Here is a 19,099-nt window from a genome sequence, read left to right as displayed (position 1 = left end):
CGCCGGGCGACCCGACCTTCATGCCATCCAGGACCATCATGGAATTCATCGATCTCAAGTCCCAGTACCAGGCGTCGCGCGACCTGCTCAATGCGCGCATCCAGGCCGTGCTCGATCACGGCCAATACATCATGGGTCCCGAAGTGCGGGAACTCGAGGAGGCGCTGGCGCGCTACACCGGCGCACGCCATTGCATCACCGTGGCATCCGGCACCGAGGCGCTGCTGATCGCCCTGATGGCGCTCGGCGTCGGACGCGGCGACGAAGTCATCACCACGCCCTTCACCTTCATCGCCACCGCCGAAGTCATCGTGCTGCTGGGGGCGACGCCCGTGTTCGTCGACGTCGACCCGGCCACCTGCAACCTCGACGCCGCCCAGATCGAGGCCCATGTCACGCCGCGTACGCGCGCCATCATCCCGGTGTCGCTGTTCGGGCAGCCGGCCGACATGGACGAGATCAACGCCGTGGCCGCGCGCCACGGCCTGCCGGTGATCGAGGACGGCGCCCAGAGCTTCGGCGCCTTCTACCGCGGCCGCAGGAGCGGCAACCTGTCCACGGTCGGCTGTACCAGCTTCTTCCCCAGCAAGCCGCTCGGCTGCTACGGCGACGGCGGCGCCCTGTTCACCAGCGACGACGACTTGGCCGGCGCGATGCGCGAGATCCGCGTGCATGGCCAGAGCCAGCGCTACGTCCATACCCGGGTCGGCGTCGGCGGCCGCATGGACACGCTGCAATGTGCGATCGTGCTGGCCAAGCTGCCGCTGTTCGACTGGGAACTGCAGCAGCGCCAGCGCGCCGCCGCCAGCTATGCGGCCCGGCTCGGCGGCCAAGTGCGCCCGGTCGGCCGGCGCACCGACCGCAGCAGCGTCTACGCCCAGTACACCGTGGTGGTGGAGCAGCGCGAGGCCGTGCAGCGTGCCCTGCAGGCTGCCGGTATCCCGACCGCCGTGCACTATCCGGTCCCGGTCCACCTGCAGCCGGCCTACGCCGCCCTGTCGGCCGGCGCCGACTGCCCGACCGCGCGCCTGCTCGCCGACAAGGTGCTGAGCCTGCCGATGGGGCCATATCTCACGGATGCCGACATCGACCGTGTGTGCACGGTGCTGCTGGACGCGGTCGGCCGCGACACGCCGGCCGACGCCCTGGTGCTGCCGGCCTGAAGCCGCCTTCAACTCGCCGCCCGGAACCCGTCATGGCCGCCATCGTCCACCTGACCTCTGCCCACCCGCGCTACGACACCCGCATCTTCGTGAAGCAGTGCCGCAGCCTGGCCGCGCTCGGCCACACGGTGACGCTGGTGGTCGCCGACGCGTTGGGCGACGAGCGTATCGACGGCGTACAGGTGATCGACGTCGGCCGCCTCGAGGGGCGCGCCAACCGGGTGCTGCGCACCACCCGCCGCGTGCTGCAGGCGGCGCGCCGGCTCGACGCCGACGTCTACCAGCTGCACGACCCGGAACTGGTGCCGGCCGGCCTGCGCCTGAAGCGCCTCGGCAAGACCGTGATCTTCGATTCCCACGAAGACGTGCCGGCGCAGCTGCTCGCCAAGCCCTACCTGAGCCCGCTGGCGCGGCGCCTGCTGTCGGCCGGCTATGCCGCCTGCGAACGGCGCGCCTACCGCCGCTTCGACGGCCTGGTCGCGGCCACGCCCTTCATCCGCGAGCGCCTCCAACACCTGCATCCGAACACGGTCGACGTCAACAACTACCCGATGCTGCAGGAATTCGATGCCGCACCGGACTGGGACGGCAAGGTGGCCGAGGTCTGCTATGTCGGCAGCATTTCGGCGATCCGCGGCATCCGCGAACTGGTGCGCGCCTGCGAACTGCTGCGCTCGCCGGCGCGGCTGTCGCTGGTCGGCAGCTTCGCCGAGCCGGCACTGGAGCGCGAAGTGGCGCATTTTCCCGGCTGGAAGCGGGTCGACGCCCATGGCCATCTCGGCCGCGCCGGCGTGCAGGCGGCGATGCGGCGCGCGGTGGCCGGCCTGGTGACACTCCATCCGGTGGTCAACTACCTCGACGCACTGCCGGTCAAGATGTTCGAGTACATGGCGGCCGGTCTGCCGGTGATCGCCTCGCGCTTTCCGCTGTGGCAGGAAATCGTCGAAGGCAACGGGTGCGGCGTCTGCGTCGATCCCGGCAACCCGGCCGCGATCGCCGCCGCGATCGACCATTTCTGCCTGCATCCGCAGGTGGCCCGGCGCATGGGCGAGAACGGCCGGCGCGCGGTGCTTGCACGCTACAACTGGCACAGCGAGGCCGCCAAGCTCGCCGGCCTGTACGACAGCCTGCTGGCGGCGCGGGCGCAGGCCGGGCGCCCGGCCGCATCGGGCGCACGCCAGGCCTGCAGCTGATTCCCGACCACGAGACCTTCCGCGACCATGAATGCCCTCTTCCGCCATGTCGATACCGTCCGCCAGATCATCAAGCTGCCCGTGGCCAGCCTGTGCTTCGATACGCGCATCGATCCGCACGACATCGACAAGACCTACCGTTATTTCACGAGGCCGCACCCGCGCTACAAGATCATCCGCAACAAGACGATCGGCGCGGCCCTGATCGACCTCGGACGCTATACCGACACGCCGGCCTACCTCGACACCATCCAGGGCAAGAACCACGGCGCCTGGCATGCACGGCGCGCCCGCAACCGCGGCTACGTCTGCCGCGAGATCGAGCGCAACGACCACGTCGACGACATCCACGCCATCAACACCTCGCTCGACGTGCGCCAGGGCCGGCGCATGGACCAGCACTACCTGGACAAGGTCACGCAGTTCGAGCGGCTCGGCCACTTCAGCTACTACGGCGTACTGAACCCGGAAGGCAGGCTGGTGGCCTACGCCAACGTCGGCCACTACGGCAACTTCGACGCCTTTTCCCACCTGATCGGCATGCGCAACAACGACGGCATCATGCATTTGCTGGTCGTCGAGGTCGCTTCGCGCCTGATCGAGAGCAAGCGGGTGCGCTACCTGATGTACGACACGTTTTTCGGCGCCCAGCCCGGCCTGCGCCAGTTCAAGCAGATTCTCGGATTCCAGCCCTTTCGCGTGAAGTACAGCAAGCAATGAACACCTCGCTCCGTCCGCTGCCCACACCCCCGCGCGGCGCCCCGCATCGCGCCCCGCGCCGGTCGCTGTTGCGCCGCCTGTATTCGCGCCTCTACGCCGACTACCTGATGCCGTCGCGCCTGGCCGAATACGAAAAGCTGCTGATGCAAGCCGGCCAGGCCGGCTATGCCCAGCTGTCGGTGCGCGACTTCTACCGCGCCGTGCAGCGCGGCGACGGCGGCCCGGCCCGGGTACTGGTGCACCGCCACGACATCGACAGCGACCTGCGCACGGCGCGCAAGATGTTCGACCTCGAAGTCAGGCACGGGGTGCGAGCCAGCTACTACTTCCGTCTGAGCACGCTCGACATCGGCTTCATGCGCGCGATCGAAGCCGCCGGCAGCGAAGCCAGCTATCACTACGAGGAAGTCGCCACCTATGCCAAGCACCACCGGCTGCGCCGCGGCTGCGAAGTGCGCGCGTGCTTCCCCGAGATCCGCGTCCAGTTCGAGCGCAATTTCATGCGCATCAGCACCGAACTCGGCCTGCGGATGGCGACGGTGGCCAGCCACGGCGACTTCGCCAACCGCCGCCTCAAGGTGATCAACCACGAGCTGCTGCGCGATCCCGAGCTGCGCCGGCGCTGCGGCATCGAATGCGAATCCTACGACAACGAGCTGCTGCGCCACTTCGACCTGTACGTCAGCGATCGTCCATATCCGGTGTTCTATTACCCGGTTTCGCCCTTCGAGGCGCTGGGCCGCCATGCGCGCATCTGCTTCCTGACCCACCCGGTCCAGTGGGAAACCAACTGGGTCGAAAACACGCGCTGCAACATGGTGCGCCTGGCCGAAGAACTGGTGTGGCACACATGAACATCCTCCTCATCAACCACTATGCCGGTTCGGTGCGCCACGGGATGGAATACCGTCCGTATTACCTGGCGCGCGAGTGGGTGCGCCTCGGGCACCGCGTGCACATCGTGGCCTCGTCCGAATCGCACATCCGCAGCCAGGCACCACAGCTGCAGGGCACCGGGCGGCTGGACGAGACCATCGACGGCATCCACTACACCTGGCTGGCCACGCCGCCTTACCGCGGCAACGGCGCCGGACGGGTGCGCAACATGCTGGCCTTCGTGCTGCGCCTGCGGCGCGATGCCGACATGCTGGCGCGCAGCCTGCGGCCGGACGTGGTGATTGCATCCAGCACCTATCCGCTCGACATCTGGCCGGCCGCGCGCATCGCCCGCCGCGCCGGCGCGCGCCTGCTGTTCGAACTGCACGACCTGTGGCCGCTGTCGCCGATGGAACTGGGCGGCTACTCGCGCTGGCATCCGTTCATCATGCTGCTGCAGGCGGCCGAGGATTTCGCCTGCCGCCAGGCCGACGCCATCGTCTCGATCCTGCCGCGCGTACGCGAACACCTCGAGGCGCATGGCATGGCGCCGCACAAGCTGCACCTGGTGCCGAACGGCGTCGACCCGGCCGAATGGCAGGACGAGGGAAAAGCGGACACGCATGCGCTGCCGCCCACCCTCGATGCTGCGCTCGACACCTTGCGCATGCGCGGCAAATTCGTGGTCGGCTATGCCGGCACCCATGGCCTGGCGAATGCACTCGGCACCCTGCTCGACGCCGCCGCCCGGCTGCGCGACAAGCCAGTCGCCTTCGTACTGGTCGGCAATGGACCCGACAAGGCGGCACTGGTACGGCGCGCACTCGACATGGACCTCGCCAACGTGCACTTCTTCGATCCGGTGCCGAAGGCCATGGTGCCGGCGCTGCTACGCCGCTTCGACCTCGCCTATATCGGCTGGCGCCGGCAGCCGCTGTACCGCTTCGGCATCTCGCCTAATAAATTAATCGATTACATGATGGCGGCCCGTCCCGTACTCCACGCGGTCGAGGCCGGCAACGACCCGGTGGCCGAGGCCGGCTGCGGACTTACCGTGGCACCGGAAGACCCGGGAGCGCTGGCCGACGGCATCCTCGCTCTGCTGGCACTGGGTGCCGACGCCCGCGCCGCGCTCGGACTGCGCGGCCGCGCCTATGCCCTCGCCAACCACACCTACCCGGTGCTCGGACAACGCTTTTTAACCGCCCTTGCTGGAGATGCGCGCCATGGCTGAACAAGACCGTCTCGAATCCGCCGCCGAACCCTTCCTGCCCTTCGCCCTGCCCGACATCGACGACGCCGAGATCGACGCCGTGGTGGCCTGCCTGCGCTCCGGCTGGGTCACGACCGGGCCGGTCACGCGCCAGTTCGAACACGATTTCGCCGCTTACCTCGGCCAGCCCGACCTGCAGGCGATCTCCGTCAACTCTGCCACCGCTGGCCTGCATCTGGCCCTGGAAGGCCTCGGCATCGGCCCCGGCGACGAGGTGATCGTGCCGACCATGACCTTCACGGCCACCGCCGAAGTGGTGCGTTACCTGGGCGCGCAGCCGGTGCTGGTCGACGTCGACCCCGGCCACATGAACATCGACCTCGCCGCCGTCGAGGCTGCCATCACGCCGCGCACCCGCGCCATCATGCCGGTGCACTACGCCGGCCTGGCCTGCGACATGGATGCCCTGCTGGCACTGGCGCGGCGCCACGGCCTGCGCGTGGTCGAGGACGCGGCGCACGCCTTTCCCACCCGCTACAAGGGACAGATGGTCGGTACCCTCGGCAGCGACGCCACCGTGTTCAGCTTCTACGCCAACAAGACCATGACCACCGGTGAAGGCGGCATGGTGGTCACGCGCGACCCCGAACTGGCACGCCGTGTACGCTTGATGCGCATCCACGGCATCAGCCAGGACGCCTTCAACCGCTACGTGTCGCGCACGCCGGCCTGGTTCTACGAAGTGGTCGCCGCCGGCTTCAAGTACAACCTGACCGACATCGCCTCGGCCATCGGCATCCAGCAGCTGCGCAAGATCGACCGCTTCGCGCGCCGCCGCGAACAGCTGGCGCAGCGCTACGACGCCGGCCTGGCCGGGCTGCCGCTGCAGCTGCCGGCACGGGCCGGCGCCGCCAGCACCCACGCATGGCATCTGTATGTGGTGCGCCTGGCGCCGCAGGCGCCGCTCGGGCGCGACGCCCTGATCCAGGCGCTGTCGGAACGCGGCATCGGCACCAGCGTGCACTTCATCCCGCTGCACCGCCATCCCTACTGGCGCGATAGCGGTAGCCTGGCGCCGGCGCAGTTCCCGGTCGCCGAAGCCTGCTTCGAGCGCATGCTCACGCTGCCGCTCTACACCAGGATGACCGACGCCGACCAGGACCGCGTCATCCGCGCCCTGCATGAGCTGCTGGCATGACGCCCGCCGACAAGCAACCGCAACAACAGCGCGATCGAACCGGCGCGCAGGTAGCCAAGCGCCTGTTCGACGTGTGCGCCGCCGGCATCGGCCTGCTGCTGCTGGCACCGCTGCTGCTGGCGCTGGCGCTGTGGGTCCGGCTCGATTCGCCGGGCCCGGTGCTGTTCCGCCAGCAGCGGGTCGGCCGCCACGGCGTGCGCTTCGACATACTCAAGTTCCGCACCATGGTGGCCCGCCCCGACGACGGCCGCCAGCTCACCGTCGGCTGCGATCCGCGCATCACGCGTGCCGGCCGCTTCCTGCGCAGCAGCAAGCTGGACGAGCTGCCGCAGCTGATCAACGTGCTGCAGGGCACGATGAGCCTGGTCGGTCCGCGTCCGGAAGTGCCGCGCTACGTCGACTGCTATCCGCCGGCGGCGCGCGCCGCCGTCCTGTCGGTGGCGCCCGGCATCACCGACCTGGCGTCGATCCTGTACAAGGAGGAAAGCGAGATCCTGGGACGCGCCGCCGATCCCGAACGCGCCTATGTCGAGACCATTCTGCCGGTCAAGCTCGAGTACTACCAGCGCTACGTGCGCGAACGCTCGTTCTGGCTCGACCTGCGCATCATCTTCCGCACCCTGGCGGCCGTGCTCAGGTAAGAGGCCCGGCATGCACATGAGCTGGTACCAGTTGTTCCATCTGGGTGACCCGATGCTGACCCTGCCGCTCGGCAGCGCGATCGCGGCCTGGCTGCTCGCCGCCCGCGCCTGGCGCGCCGCGCTCGGCTGGATCGTCGGGTTCGGACTGGCGCTGGGTTTGGTGGCGGCCACCAAGATCGCCTTCATGGGCTGGGCGACCGGCTTGCCGGCCCTGGCCTTCAAGGCCGTCAGCGGTCACGCGACCGGCTTCGCCGCCGTTTTCCCAACCCTGTGCTACCTGGCCATGCCGGCGCGGATGGCACGCGCCAGGGTACCGGCCGCCGCCGCGGCGCTGGCGCTGGCCGCCGTGGTCGCGGCGGCACTCGTCCATGCCGGCGAGCATACGCTGGCCGAAGCCGCGGCCGGCTGGGTGATCGGCGCCGGCGCCTTTCTGTGCACTGCGCGGCTTGCCCGCGGCACGCCCGTCACCGCAGTGACTTCGCTGGCACCTGCGGCCGCGCCCGCATTTGCGCCGACACCGGCCACGATCGCCTGCGCAGCCCTGGCCTGCCTGGCCAGCGCCTGGCTGCTGCGTTCGGCCCCGCTCAACTGGTGGATGATCAAGGTCGCCCTGGTCCTGTCAGGCAATAGCGCACCGGTGCCCTGGGATCAATGCGGCTGAGGCGCCCCCGTTTTAAACGCTTTTTTTACCCGGCAGTGAATGCTTTTCGACAGGAGACTCCCATGTGTAGCATGCGTACCCCATCGTTCCGTCTGCATTGGCAGCGACAGAGCCAGGTCGACACCCACTCGGCCCATTCCTTCCTGATTTCGCTGCTGCGCGGATTGGCGGCGCTGCAAGTCGCGGCGGCGCACCTGCGATCCGAAATGTTTCCCGGCTTGCGCGAACTCGCCGATCCGCCGCTGTACTACCAGATACTGGCCTTCGCCACCGCCTTTTCGCATCAGGCGGTTGTCGTGTTCTTCCTGATCAGCGGCTGGCTGGTCGGCGGCAGCCTGCTCAACAAGCTCGACCAGCCCGGCGCCATGACCGCCTACGCCATCGACCGCGCCACCCGGTTGTGGACGGTGCTGGTACCGGCCCTGTGCCTGATGCTCGCCGTCGGCGCGGTTACGGGTACCGTGTCGCTCGCGCAGGCCGACTTCTCGGCCGCGAACGATTACTCGGCCGCCAGCTTCATCGGCAACCTGCTCGGCCTGCAGACCGTGCTGGTACCGACCTTCGCCGACAATTACGCATTGTGGAGCCTGTCCAACGAGACCTGGTACTACCTGCAGTTTCCCCTGCTGCTGATCGTATTCACCGGACGCACCCGGGTACGCCAGCTGGTCGCCGCCACCGTGCTGGTGCTGACCGCCGTGGGACTGCCGGCATCGATGACCGTGTATTTCGCCCTGTGGCTGCTCGGCGCCCTGTTCTCGCGCGTGCGCATCGATTGCACGACGGCCGTGCGCGCCGCCCTGCTCCTTGCTGCCGCCGCCGCCCTCGTCTTTCTGCGCGCCACCGAAGGGAACGACGACCTGAACCCTGGCCTCTTCGTGAAACACCTGATGTACAGCCTGCCCCTGCTGGCCTTCCTCGCATCGATGCAGCGCCCGCTCGCCGCCAGCCCCGGCTGGATGCGCACGCTCGCGCCCGCTGCCCATCTGCTGTCCGAGTTTTCGTTCACGCTCTACGTGATCCACGTACCGCTGATCAAGCTGCTGCGCCACCTGGGCATGCAGGAATTCGGCCGCAACCGCCTGGTGGCCAACCAGCCGGCGGATTTCGCGATCTACTTCGGCATGCTGCTCGCGATCATGGCTGCCGCCTATCTCTCCTACCTGCTGTTCGAGTCGCATACCTTCCGCATCCGGCGCCTGCTGAAGAACGCCCTGCGGTCGCAGACGCGGCGTCCGGCGATCGTATCCGCGTCGATCAAATAAGGCTGCGTGCCCGGCATCGGTCCGGGTACGCAGTCGGTATCGCCAGTTTCGCCCATATCGCCCATATTCCCCGTATCGCCGGGCCAGCGTATCGGCCCGGCTGCAGGCAGCGAAGCATGTGGTCCGGCACACCGCGCAGCAGCGCCGGCCGATGCCGCGCCGGATACCTTCCCGGTAGATCTCTTCAAGATATTCGGTAATGAGCCGGGTCCGGCCCGACAGGGCTTCGACTGAACGGCCCATGCGCAACGCTACCGCCACGACTCTGTCAGCGGGATAGCTAGCGCTGCCGAACGAAGGCCTATCCGTGCATTCATCGTCGAGTTCCATGCCTGTTTAGACACGATGAATGTGGCTAGAGTTCGCCTCTCGCACGAATAAGCCGGCCTCGGTGGAACCGGCCTCGGTAGCGCTGCTTGACGCACCGTTCGATCGGCTGGGATGACCGGGCCGGCGGCTGCAGCCCGACTCCCATCGACAATCCGCTCAGCCCCCGCTGAAACCGATCCGCCCTGCGGTGCCGATGCGCGGGTAGTCGCCGTAAGTCCCGAGACGCGGCGCCATGTCGTTGAACAGCACACCCTGGGGCGAGATGCCGGCGTGGTTCAGGCGCTTGATCGACTCGTTGATCTCGGATTCGTTGGTCTGGCCCGAACGCGCGACGATGAAGACGGCGCCCGCGTGCGCGCCGATGATCAGGGCATCCGCGATCGCTAGCAGCGGCGGCGGATCCAGCAGCACCAGGTCGTAGGCCGCGCTCACCTGGCGCAGCAGGTTGCCGAAACTCGGGTGCAGCAGGAATTCGGAGCGGTTCGGCGGCAGTTCGCCGGTGGGGATGAAATCCAGGTTCTCGACCACGTCGTGGTGGATCACGTCTTCCACATTCGCCTTGCCGAGGATGGCGCGCGACAGCCCGCGCTCGCGGCCGCCGCCGAAGTAATGGTGCAGCTGGCCGTTGCGCAGGTCGGCGTCGATCAGCAGCACGCGCTTGCCGCTGGCCGCCATCACGGCGGCAAAGTTGGCGCTGACGAAGGACTTGCCGATTCCGCGCGTGGGCCCGGCGAACATCACGATGTTGTTGCGAAAGTGCGGCATCGCGAATTGCAGGGCGGCGCGGAAGCTGCGCAGGCTTTCGACGGCCGGGTCTTCCGGGATGATGCTGGCCAGCAGCGGCAGCGTACCGTGATCGCCCCTGGCCTTGCGCATCAGCCGGTCCTGGTTGCTGCTGTGCGGGATCGTGGCATACACGACACGCGCACGCAGCAGACGCTCGATCTTCTGCGGATCGTCGATGCCGCCCATCATGGCCTTGCGCGTCAGCGCGATCAGGGCGCCCAGGAACAGGCCGCTGACGACCGCCAGCGCCACGATCAATGGACGGTTCGGCTTGATCGGTTTTTCGGGCGGGATCGGCGCATCGACCATGCGCACGTTGCTGACCCTGCCCACCGAGATCAGGCGCAGCTGCTGGGCGGTGTTCGACAGCGCGGTGTACAGGTCGGTGTTGACCTTGATGTCGCGCGTGAGGCGCGCCTCGTCCTGCTCGAGCACCGGCATGGACTTGATGCGGGCGTTGACCGACTCGATCTCGGCCTCGACTTCGCGGCGCTGGCGATTGACGGCGGCCACCACCGGATGGTCTTCGGTGAAGCGCGCCAGTAGTTCGGTTTTCTTCTGGATCAGGTCGTTGCGGCGGGCGCGCGCGGCGGCGGCCTGCTGCAGCGTCATGCGTGCCTCTTCCTGCAGGTCGACGGTGCCGTGGGCGTTGCGGAACTGGTTGTAGCGGTCTTCGGCCTGTTCCAGCTGGCGCTTGAGGATGGGCAGCTGCTGGTTCAGGAAGGCCAGCGATTTCTCGGCTTCCTCGGTCTTGCGTGCCAGGTTCTGGCGCATGTACTCGCGCCCGATCTCGCTCAGCACGGCATGGGTACGGCGCGCATTCTCGCCCTGCAGCTTGACTTCGATGATGCCGGACTGCTTGCCCTGCTCGGCGATCACCAGCGTGTTCTGGATCGCCTGGATCATGGCCAGGCTCGACATCCGGCGCAGCTGGAAGCGCACGCCGGGATTGGCGGCCATGCGGTCGACCTTCAGTTCGATCACGCCTTCGGGCGTCGGCACACGGTAGCGCAGGCCGACGTCGCCATCGAACACGATGCGCTGGCCGCCGCCGGAAAAGCGGAAGCGCTTGCTGCCCAACGCTGTCAGCGTGAACTCGCGTCCGAGCCAGGCGTCGGGCACCTCGAACAGCGAGACCTCGGCCTTTTCGCCGCCCCAGGCATAGCCGCCGTAGCCGAACAGCCCGGGCTCCGACAAGGAACTGCCGTTCTGCTTGGCAAACCAGAAACCGGCGATCGGAAAATATTTAGGCCGCACGTCGATGGTCAGCTGCAGGTTGTCGACCGCGCGCGATACCACCATGCGCGAGCGCAGCAGCTCCATTTCGGCGATCGCGGCCTTCTTGGTCTCGAACAGCGACGAGGCTTCGCTCAGGATGTTTTTCGACGCGTTCGGGCTTTCCTCCTCGACGTGGATCATCAGGTTGGCTTCGTACACCGGCTTGGCGACCAGCGCGTACAGCACCGCCACCAGCGTGATGAGGGCGGTGATGCCCCCGATCAGCCAGCGGCTGTCGTACAGGGTGTGCAGGTGGCCCCTGAAGTCGAAGCCCGGATCCTGCTGCGGGACCTCGACCACGCGCGGATCGAAGGGCACGCCGGGGATCGGCAGGCTGGAAGCCACCTGGGTCAGTGCGTGCTGCTCGCTGGCATTGCTCATCGTATACTCCGTGCGTGAATCGGGTCGGTACTCGTGGGTGCGGATGGGCGCGGATCAGGGCCGGTTGGTGGCGGTGACGGCAGACGTCAGGGCACCCGGGATCAGCAAGCTCAGCTGGCGGTTCCAGTTCGCCAGCGGCGTCGCGGCAACGTAGACGATGTCCTTCGGCTGCAGCTCGAAAGCTTCGGCCATGGCCAGCGATCCGGCGACGCGCGCATCGAGCTGGAACACCCGGGTACGCTCCGGCGTCTTGCGGACCACGTAGACCTGGCGCGCGTCACCGCTCAGCGGGCTGATGCCACCGCTTTCGCCGAGCGCTTCGTTGAGCGTCAGGCGGCCGTCGTGCATCAGCAGCGCCTTGGGCGTGATCACCTCGCCCGACACGAACACCTTGCTTTCGTCGCGCGAATGCACGCGCACGACATCGCCCGGCGCCAGCATCACCAGGCCGGGATTGACGCCCTTCTGGACCAGCTCGCGCAGGTTGACGGTGTAGCGCTGCTGGCCGCGCTCGAGGGCGATGCGGCTCTGGTCGGCGGTGGGCAGCAGGCCGCCGGCACGGTTCAGCGCTTCGACCAGGGTCATCGGAATGTCGTTGATCGCCTGCAGGCCGGGCGACTTGACTTCGCCGTCGATGTAGACGCGCTTGCTGCGGTAGGCCTGCACGCGCAGCGTGACGTTGGGGTGGGCCAGGTACTTGGCCAGGCGGGTGGTCAGCAGCCCGCGCGCCTGTTCCTCGGTCAGGCCTTCCATGACCAGCAGCCCGACCAGCGGAAACTGGATGCGGCCCTGGTGGTCGACCACGAAGCCCTGCGGCACCGCGCTCGCGCTCGCGGCGGTGGCGGGATCGGTATTGCCGGACGCGGTCAGGCCGCCGGCCAGTTCGGGATGGTCCCACACCACGATCGAGAGGATGTCGCCGCTGCCGATTTTATAGGGTGGCGGGTTCGGCACCAGCAGGCGGTCGAGGTTCTGGTTGGCTACTGCGCGGTTCTGCTGCCGTTCGCTGGCGAGCAGCGTTTCGGTGATGAGTTCGGTGGGTGGCGCAGGCTCGTCGGCGCCGGCATTCGTGCCGGAACGGAAGTGGATGCCCGGTGCGCTGCACCCCGCCAGGGCCAGCCCGAAGGCCAGGCACAGCACCGGCAGCGGGGCCAGATGCCTGGCCAGAGCACGGGTCCATGCCGGGACCGCGCTGCCCATGTTTAGGGGAAATTTCCTGGTAGATGCATTCATGTGGCGCCTGTTGTATGAGCTGCCAGCCTCTGGCGATCAGAGTCAGGGTAAGCTGCTCAACAGGCAGGGCTTTGGCTTAAGTCAAACGGCTGGCTCAGGTCAAAGGGGGCCGGCCGGCCGTCAACGCATCTCTTCGATCAGCTTGAGGACGCCGGCGAAACTCCAGACGCGGCGCAGCTCGATCACATCGTAATGCGCGGCCACGTTCGGCGGAAACGCCGCGTAGCGGGCATTCAGGCTGACGGTACGGCGCACGATGTCGTCGATGTCGGCGCGGCCGCTGGAGCGCACGATGGTCACCTCCTCGATACTGCCGTCGCTGCGGATCGCCACGCTGACGATCGGGAAGGTGCGCACCAGGCCTTCGGTCAGCAGGTTCTCGCCGACGATGGCGTTGCGCTCGATCTTCTGGCGCACGCTGTCGATGTACATGCGCAGCGGCACGTCACGGCTGGCGGCGTCGGCGCGCGCGCGGCGCAGGTCGCGCTGCGCTTCCTCGGCCGGACGCAGCGCCGGCGGCAAGGGCTTGCCGATGTCGATCCCGCGCAGCGCCTCGCGCGCACGGGCCATCACGCCGCCGCCCAGGTCGGCGCGCGGCGCGGCCCCGCTGCCCGGACCGCTGCCGTGGCCGCCGCCCGCGGCAACGCGCGCTTCCCCGGCACCGGCGCCGGACGCCGGACCACCGTCGCGGCCCGCACGTTCCTGGGCGGCCTGCCGGGCCAGCCGGCGCGCACCCTCTTCGGCCTGCTCGCGGGCCAGCTGCTCGGCCTGCTGCCGGGCACGCTCGTCGGCGGCGCGCTGTTCGGCCTGCTGCCGGGCCAACTGCTCGGCCAATTGCTGCGCGCGTTGCTGCTCGGCCAGCTGTTGTGCCCGCTGCTGCTCGGCCAATTGCTGCGCTCGCTGCTGCTCGGCCAGTTGCTGAGCACGCTGCTGCTCGGCGAGTTGCTGGGTACGCTGCTGCTCGGCCAGTTCACGCGCCCTCTGCTGCTCGGCCAGCTGCTCCACACGCTGCTGTTCGACCTGCCGAGCAAGCCGGCGCTCCGCTTCCTGACGCGCCAGCGCCGCATCGCGTTCGCGCTGCTGCTCGGCCACCCGTTGCTCGGCCAGGGCGCGCTGACGCGCCTCTTTACGCTGTTGCTGCCGCACCAGTTCGTCCTCGACCGCAGCGCCTTGCCGGGCCAGCGCAGCGCTGCGGCGCCCGGCTTCGGCCCGCGCCGCCGTCTCGGCTGCATCGAGCACGGCCTGGTCGTCGGTCCGGCGCCTCGCCTCGCGTTCTCGTTCACGCTGGGCGGCCAGGCGCTCGCGTTCTTCCTCGCGCTGGCGCGGATCGGCCTCGGACGCCAGCTCGGGCGGCGCTTCCACTGCCGCGTCGGTTGCCTGCGCGCTGGCCATGGTATCGGGTTCGGACTCGGGCTCGGCAGCCGGGGGCGGCAACTTGAAATCGTTGTCCGCCGGCGTATCCTGAGCGATCACGCGTGCCGACAAGGTGTCGTCGGGCGTCCTGGGGCGTACGCGGCGGCGTGGCGAACGGCGCGGCGTCACGGTGGCGGCAGGCGGCGGCGCGGACGGTAGCGGCGCAGGGACCGGGGCAGGCACGGGATCGAGCAGACTGAAACCCTGGCGCAGCGGACGCGGGGCCGTCCCGGCCGCCGTTGCCGGCGCCGGCACGGGCATCACGGGCGATGGCGCCGCGGGCGGCGTCGAAGGCGCTGGCAGCGGGACCGGCTGGGTTACGGCAGGCGGCGGCAGCGCCACCTGCGGCAAAGGCGGCGGCATCTGGACGGGCAGCGGCAACGGCAGCGGCGCGCTGGGCGCCAATTGCACGGTCAACGGCCCACCAGCCCCGGGGTGCAGCCCAGGCACGCCGAAATGCAGTACCAGCAGCAGACCATGCAGCAACAGCGACACCAGCAGTCCCCAGGCAAGACGGCGCTGGGACGGGTCCATGGAGGCGGCACTGACGGCCACGGCGGCATTCGACATGCTGGTTGCTTTATGTGAAATATTGTCAGAGGATAATCATAGCCTACACGCGGCGTACTGGCGGGCGCGCACGCTTCGGAGCGCTGCCGAGATTGCGGCTACAATGGTTGGCACGATCAGCAGCAAGGGGTTTGCATGTCTCCAGGTTTCATATTTGCGACCGGTATCGAGAACAGTAATCCAACTATCCAGCACGGCCGCGTGCGAATGGACGAGCTGGAAAAGTGCGGCCACTACCGTTACTGGAAAACCGATTTCGACCTGATCGAGGAACTGGGGCTGAAGGTGCTGCGTTACGGACCGCCGCTGCACCGGACCTGGCTCGCGCCGGGCCGCTACGACTGGGAATTTTCCGATCTCGTCTTCAACGACCTGCGCCACCGGAATATCGCGTCGATCGTCGACCTGTGCCACTTCGGCGTACCCGACTGGGTGGGCAATTTCCAGAATCCGGATTTTCCCGCCCTGTTTGCCGACTATGCCGGTGCCTTTGCGCGCCGTTATCCTTGGATCCAGCTGTACACGCCGATCAACGAAATGTCGATCTGCGCGCTGTTTTCCGCATTGTACGGCTGGTGGAACGAACAGACGACGACCGACCAGGGCTATGTGACCGCGCTCAAACACATCGTCAAGGCCAACGTCCTGGCCATGCATGCGATCCTGAAAGTCCGTCCGGACGCGCTGTTCGTGCAGAGCGAGTCGACCGAATACTTCCACGCCGAGCGTCCCGCCGCCATCGGCCCCGCCGAAAAGTTCAATGCGCGGCGCTTCCTGTCGCTCGACCTCAATTACGGCAGGCGCGTCGATTCCGAGATGTACGAGTACCTGCTCGACAACGGCATGACGCGCGAGGAGTACCATTTCTTCCTGCAAAATAATCTGAAGCACCACTGCATCATGGGCAACGATTATTACGAGACCAACGAGCACTACGTCTCGCCCGACGGCCTGACGCGCTCCGCCGGCGAGATCTTCGGCTACGCCGTCATCACCCACCAGTACTACAACCGCTACCGCCTGCCGGTGATGCACACCGAGACCAATATGTGCCAGGGGCCGCGCGGCGACGAGGCGGTCAACTGGCTGCGCAAGGAATGGGCCAACGTGCTGCGGGTGCGCAATAACGGCGTGCCGCTGGTCGGCTTCACCTGGTATTCGCTGACCGACCAGGTCGACTGGGACACGGCGCTGCGCGAGAACAACGGCAACGTCAATGCGCTCGGTTTGTACGACCTCGACCGCAAGATCCGCCCTGTCGGCCTGGCCTACAAGGAACTGGTGCGCGACTGGATGGAAGTCTTGCCGACCCAGAGCGTCTGCCTGCAGGTGCCGATCGTGATGCCGCACGAGTTCCAGCGCCACATCGAACCCTACAGCGGCTGGCCCTTCGAGGAGAACCAGACGCTGGCGCCGAATACCGAGGAACGCGAATAAGAACTCGGCCGGGCATCAGCGCCGGGCCGGCGTGAAGCGATAGGTCTGGCCATGCGCCAGGTAAGTCACCTTCTGTTCGAGTCCGGCTTCCTTGACCTCGCGCGCAAAGTCGGCCAGCGGCGACTTGAACACGTCGTAATCGTTGTAGTGGATCGGGATCGCGTGGCGCGGCTGCACGATCTGCATCAACTGGACGCCATCCTTGCCGTCCATGGTGACCTTGAACACGCCCAGGATGCGGGTACCGCCCAGGTGCAGCAGTGCCAGGTCGATGCCCGGGAAACGCTGCGGGATGTTCTGCAAGTCGTCGTACACCAGCGTATCGCCGCTGATGTACATCCGGTAGCTGGGCGCGGCAGTGTCCGGCCCGAAGTCCAGCACCGACCCCATCACCGTCGGGAGCAGGGCCTGCATGCCGAGCTTGCCGTGGCGGCCCGGCGCGGCGGTGATGCGCAGCCGGGCATCGCCTTTTTCGACCTCGAGCTTGCTCCATTTCGACAGGCCGATGGTACGCGTAAAGCCGAGCTGCCTGAGCGCTTCGGCCGCTTCCGGGGTCGAGACGATCGGCGTGTCCCTGGCCAGCTTTTCCTGTACCAGTTTATCGAAGTGGTCTTCGTGCATGTGCGACAGCACCACCAGGTCGATCGGCGGCAGCTGGTCGAGCTCGATTGCCGGGTTGGTCATGCGCTCGGACGTGAGGCCATAGCCGAGGTGCACGTGGTCGCCCTTGTGCAGGAAGTTGGGATCGGTCAGGATGGTGAAGCCCTGGTAGCGGATCAGCACGGTCGCGGTGCCGATGAACTGGACGCTGCCTTCGGCGGCGGCCGGAGCGGCGCTGCCGGCCGGCAGCGTCAGTGTCCGGGTATCGGCGGTGGCTGCCGGTGCCGGCGCCTGCTGGGCATGCGCGCCCACGCAGATGGTAAGGGAACAGACGAGTGCCGCCGACATGGCGGCACGCCCCAGCAAATGGTGGTGCAGCATGATTTTTCCTCGTATCCTGGCCCGACGGGCATGTTGTTGTCGAAAAGGACACTAACACGAAGAATCAGCATGCGTCGTTCGCTTGCCTGAGTAAAACACGGGATGGCCTGCCCAGCTGGGTTCGAACCAGCGACCCTCAGCTTAGAAGGCTGATGCTCTATCCAACTGAGCTATGGGCAGATCGTTGAAGCCGCCGGGAGGCGTTTCGGGACATGGAGAAAAACGAAAACGGGCCGTCGACGACAGCCCGCTTTGAACGGTGGTCGGAGTACAAGGATTCGAACCTTGGACCCCCTGGTCCCAAACCAGGTGCGCTACCGGGCTGCGCTACACTCCGATTGGGGCGATCATACCCCGCCGGACCGCCAGCGTCAACGCGCCCGATGCCAACCCGGTAAAGCCGGGCCTCAGGCCTCGACCAGCGAGGCAATGCGGCGCGCCATGCGCTCGGCCAGCTCGGCTTCCTTGGCCTCGACCATCACGCGCACCAGCGGTTCGGTGCCGGACGCACGGATGAGCACGCGGCCGCTGTTGCCGAGTTCGCGTTCGACAGCTTCCTTTTCGGCGACGACGGCGCTGTTTTTGGTCCACTCGAAGCCGGGCTGCACGCGCACGTTGACCAGGGTCTGCGGGTACAGCTTGAGGTCGCTGCAGCAGTCGGCCAGGCTGGTCTTGCTGCGGCGCAGCGCTTCCAGCACCTGCAGTGCCGAGACGATGCCGTCGCCGGTGGTGTGGCGGTCCAGTGCCAGCAGGTGGCCGGAGCCTTCGCCGCCGAACAGCCAGCCCTTCTCCTGCATCATTTCCAGCACGTAGCGGTCGCCGACCTTGGCGCGTGCGAAACCGACGCCCATCTCCTTGAAGGCGACTTCGAGCGCCATGTTGGTCATCAGGGTGCCGACGGCGCCCTCGACCTTGCCGGTGGCCATGCGTGCGCGCACCATGACGTACAGCAGCTCGTCGCCGTTGTACAGGCGGCCGCTGGCGTCGCACATGATCAGGCGGTCGGCATCGCCGTCGAGCGCAATGCCGAGGTCGGCCTTGTGCTCGACCACTGCCTGGGCCATGGCCTTGGGCGCGGTGGCGCCGACGCCGGCGTTGATGTTGAAGCCGTCAGGCTTGGTGCCGAGTTCGATGACTTCGGCGCCGAGTTCGTGGAAGACGTGCGGCGCGATGTTGTAGGCGGCGCCGTGGGCGCAGTCGACCACGATCTTCAGGCCGCGCAGGTCGAGTTCGTTCGGGAAGGTGCTCTTGCAGAATTCGATGTAGCGGCCCTGGGCGTCGCGCAGGCGGCTCGCGCGGCCCAGCTTCTCGGACGGCACGCAACCCATCGGCTGGTCGATCGCGTCTTCGATCTCGAGTTCGACCGCGTCCGGCAGCTTGGTGCCGTGGCCCGAGAAGAACTTGATGCCGTTGTCCTGGAAGGGGTTGTGCGAGGCCGAGATGACGACGCCGGCCTGCAGCCGCAGCGCGCGGGTCAGGTAGGCGATGGCCGGGGTCGGCATCGGGCCGGCCAGCATGACGTCGACGCCGGCAGCCGAAAAGCCGGCTTCCAGCGCGGCTTCCAGCATGTAGCCGGAAATCCGCGTGTCCTTGCCGATGAGCACCGTCGAGCGCCCGCTCTGGCCGCCACCGCCCTTGGCCAGCACCTTGCCGGCGGCATAACCGAGCCGCATCACGAATTCCGGGGTGATGGGGCCTTCGCCGACCAGACCGCGGACGCCGTCCGTACCAAAATATTTACGTGCCATTCCGTTCTCGCT

General features: G+C 67.5%; 15 protein-coding genes and 2 tRNA genes. 10 read left to right on the top strand and 7 right to left on the bottom strand.

What is annotated here, in order from left to right; all coding sequences use genetic code 11:
• Positions 1-38 precede the first annotated feature (38 nt).
• From FBX97_RS04255 to FBX97_RS04215, 9 genes are all read left to right on the top strand, one after another.
• On the top strand, positions 39-1,163 hold the full coding sequence (locus FBX97_RS04255) for a DegT/DnrJ/EryC1/StrS aminotransferase family protein (RefSeq protein ID WP_141828967.1): 1,125 nt from the start codon (positions 39-41) through the stop codon (positions 1,161-1,163).
• Between the two features lie 32 nt (positions 1,164-1,195).
• Positions 1,196-2,356 carry a glycosyltransferase family 4 protein gene (locus FBX97_RS04250; protein WP_141828966.1) on the top strand — a complete coding sequence of 387 codons (1,161 nt, stop codon included), beginning with the start codon at positions 1,196-1,198 and terminating at the stop codon, positions 2,354-2,356.
• A gap of 27 nt (positions 2,357-2,383) precedes the next feature.
• Positions 2,384-3,076 (top strand): hypothetical protein, encoded by a 693-nt coding sequence (locus FBX97_RS04245; protein ID WP_141828965.1) that lies wholly within the window; start codon positions 2,384-2,386, stop codon positions 3,074-3,076.
• On the top strand, positions 3,073-3,930 hold the full coding sequence (locus FBX97_RS04240; protein WP_255517288.1) for a hypothetical protein: 858 nt from the start codon (positions 3,073-3,075) through the stop codon (positions 3,928-3,930). Before FBX97_RS04245 ends, FBX97_RS04240 begins: the two co-directional genes overlap by 4 nt.
• Positions 3,927-5,186, top strand: coding sequence for a glycosyltransferase family 4 protein (locus FBX97_RS04235; RefSeq protein WP_141828964.1), 1,260 nt, complete (start codon positions 3,927-3,929; stop codon positions 5,184-5,186). The genes FBX97_RS04240 and FBX97_RS04235 overlap by 4 nt, the downstream gene beginning before the upstream one ends.
• A complete protein-coding gene (locus FBX97_RS04230) occupies positions 5,179-6,363 on the top strand; it encodes a DegT/DnrJ/EryC1/StrS aminotransferase family protein (RefSeq protein ID WP_141828963.1) in 1,185 nt (394 codons plus the stop codon). The genes FBX97_RS04235 and FBX97_RS04230 overlap by 8 nt, the downstream gene beginning before the upstream one ends.
• The gene (locus FBX97_RS04225; protein ID WP_141828962.1) at positions 6,360-7,004 is read left to right on the top strand and encodes a sugar transferase; all 645 of its coding nucleotides are present in this window, start codon (positions 6,360-6,362) and stop codon (positions 7,002-7,004) included. Before FBX97_RS04230 ends, FBX97_RS04225 begins: the two co-directional genes overlap by 4 nt.
• Positions 7,005-7,014: 10 nt before the next feature.
• Positions 7,015-7,665 (top strand): hypothetical protein, encoded by a 651-nt coding sequence (locus FBX97_RS04220; protein WP_141828961.1) that lies wholly within the window; start codon positions 7,015-7,017, stop codon positions 7,663-7,665.
• A gap of 71 nt (positions 7,666-7,736) precedes the next feature.
• Positions 7,737-8,930, top strand: a complete 1,194-nt coding sequence (locus FBX97_RS04215; RefSeq protein WP_185748466.1) for an acyltransferase — start codon at positions 7,737-7,739, stop codon at positions 8,928-8,930.
• 486 nt (positions 8,931-9,416) lie between these two features.
• Here FBX97_RS04215 and FBX97_RS04210 read toward each other — a convergent pair whose 3' ends face one another.
• The 3 genes from FBX97_RS04210 to FBX97_RS04200 form a co-directional block, all read right to left on the bottom strand.
• The gene (locus FBX97_RS04210) at positions 9,417-11,705 is read right to left on the bottom strand and encodes a polysaccharide biosynthesis tyrosine autokinase (RefSeq protein ID WP_141828959.1); all 2,289 of its coding nucleotides are present in this window, start codon (positions 11,703-11,705) and stop codon (positions 9,417-9,419) included.
• A 54-nt stretch (positions 11,706-11,759) separates the two neighbouring features.
• A complete protein-coding gene (locus tag FBX97_RS04205; RefSeq protein WP_141828958.1) occupies positions 11,760-12,905 on the bottom strand; it encodes a polysaccharide biosynthesis/export family protein in 1,146 nt (381 codons plus the stop codon).
• Positions 12,906-13,058: 153 nt separating this feature from the next.
• Positions 13,059-14,921, bottom strand: coding sequence for an energy transducer TonB (locus tag FBX97_RS04200; protein WP_141828957.1), 1,863 nt, complete (start codon positions 14,919-14,921; stop codon positions 13,059-13,061).
• 207 nt (positions 14,922-15,128) lie between these two features.
• Here FBX97_RS04200 and FBX97_RS04195 point away from each other — a divergent pair, with 207 nt between their 5' ends.
• Positions 15,129-16,358 carry a family 1 glycosylhydrolase gene (locus tag FBX97_RS04195; protein WP_255517287.1) on the top strand — a complete coding sequence of 410 codons (1,230 nt, stop codon included), beginning with the start codon at positions 15,129-15,131 and terminating at the stop codon, positions 16,356-16,358.
• 15 nt (positions 16,359-16,373) lie between these two features.
• On the opposite strand, the gene FBX97_RS04190 is transcribed toward FBX97_RS04195, so the two are convergent.
• The 4 genes from FBX97_RS04190 to glmM all read right to left on the bottom strand — a co-directional run bounded on the left by FBX97_RS04190 (position 16,374) and on the right by glmM (position 19,087).
• On the bottom strand, positions 16,374-17,339 hold the full coding sequence (locus FBX97_RS04190) for an MBL fold metallo-hydrolase (RefSeq protein WP_255517286.1): 966 nt from the start codon (positions 17,337-17,339) through the stop codon (positions 16,374-16,376).
• Positions 17,340-17,442: 103 nt separating this feature from the next.
• Positions 17,443-17,519, bottom strand: a tRNA-Arg gene (locus tag FBX97_RS04185).
• Positions 17,520-17,599: 80 nt separating this feature from the next.
• Positions 17,600-17,676 (bottom strand) — tRNA-Pro (locus FBX97_RS04180).
• Positions 17,677-17,746: 70 nt separating this feature from the next.
• Positions 17,747-19,087: a phosphoglucosamine mutase gene (gene glmM / locus FBX97_RS04175; protein WP_141828955.1), complete on the bottom strand. Its 1,341-nt coding sequence runs from the start codon at positions 19,085-19,087 to the stop codon at positions 17,747-17,749.
• Positions 19,088-19,099 lie beyond the last annotated feature (12 nt).

The organism is Herbaspirillum sp. SJZ107 (assembly GCF_006715485.1).
GTDB lineage: Bacteria > Pseudomonadota > Gammaproteobacteria > Burkholderiales > Burkholderiaceae_D > Telluria.
This window is presented reverse-complemented; position numbering and strand designations above follow the sequence as displayed.

Bases quoted from the DNA above. Each gene is read 5' to 3' on its own strand.
- FBX97_RS04255 (WP_141828967.1), top strand. From the start codon at position 39: ATGGAATTCATCGATCTCAAGTCCCAGTACCAGGCGTCGCGCGACCTG.
- FBX97_RS04250 (WP_141828966.1), top strand. From the start codon at position 1,196: ATGGCCGCCATCGTCCACCTGACCTCTGCCCACCCGCGCTACGACACC.
- FBX97_RS04245 (WP_141828965.1), top strand. From the start codon at position 2,384: ATGAATGCCCTCTTCCGCCATGTCGATACCGTCCGCCAGATCATCAAG.
- FBX97_RS04240 (WP_255517288.1), top strand. From the start codon at position 3,073: ATGAACACCTCGCTCCGTCCGCTGCCCACACCCCCGCGCGGCGCCCCG.
- FBX97_RS04235 (WP_141828964.1), top strand. From the start codon at position 3,927: ATGAACATCCTCCTCATCAACCACTATGCCGGTTCGGTGCGCCACGGG.
- FBX97_RS04230 (WP_141828963.1), top strand. From the start codon at position 5,179: ATGGCTGAACAAGACCGTCTCGAATCCGCCGCCGAACCCTTCCTGCCC.
- FBX97_RS04225 (WP_141828962.1), top strand. From the start codon at position 6,360: ATGACGCCCGCCGACAAGCAACCGCAACAACAGCGCGATCGAACCGGC.
- FBX97_RS04220 (WP_141828961.1), top strand. From the start codon at position 7,015: ATGCACATGAGCTGGTACCAGTTGTTCCATCTGGGTGACCCGATGCTG.
- FBX97_RS04215 (WP_185748466.1), top strand. From the start codon at position 7,737: ATGCGTACCCCATCGTTCCGTCTGCATTGGCAGCGACAGAGCCAGGTC.
- FBX97_RS04210 (WP_141828959.1), bottom strand. From the start codon at position 11,705: ATGAGCAATGCCAGCGAGCAGCACGCACTGACCCAGGTGGCTTCCAGC.
- FBX97_RS04205 (WP_141828958.1), bottom strand. From the start codon at position 12,905: ATGGGCAGCGCGGTCCCGGCATGGACCCGTGCTCTGGCCAGGCATCTG.
- FBX97_RS04200 (WP_141828957.1), bottom strand. From the start codon at position 14,921: ATGTCGAATGCCGCCGTGGCCGTCAGTGCCGCCTCCATGGACCCGTCC.
- FBX97_RS04195 (WP_255517287.1), top strand. From the start codon at position 15,129: ATGGACGAGCTGGAAAAGTGCGGCCACTACCGTTACTGGAAAACCGAT.
- FBX97_RS04190 (WP_255517286.1), bottom strand. From the start codon at position 17,339: ATGCTGCACCACCATTTGCTGGGGCGTGCCGCCATGTCGGCGGCACTC.
- glmM (WP_141828955.1), bottom strand. From the start codon at position 19,087: ATGGCACGTAAATATTTTGGTACGGACGGCGTCCGCGGTCTGGTCGGC.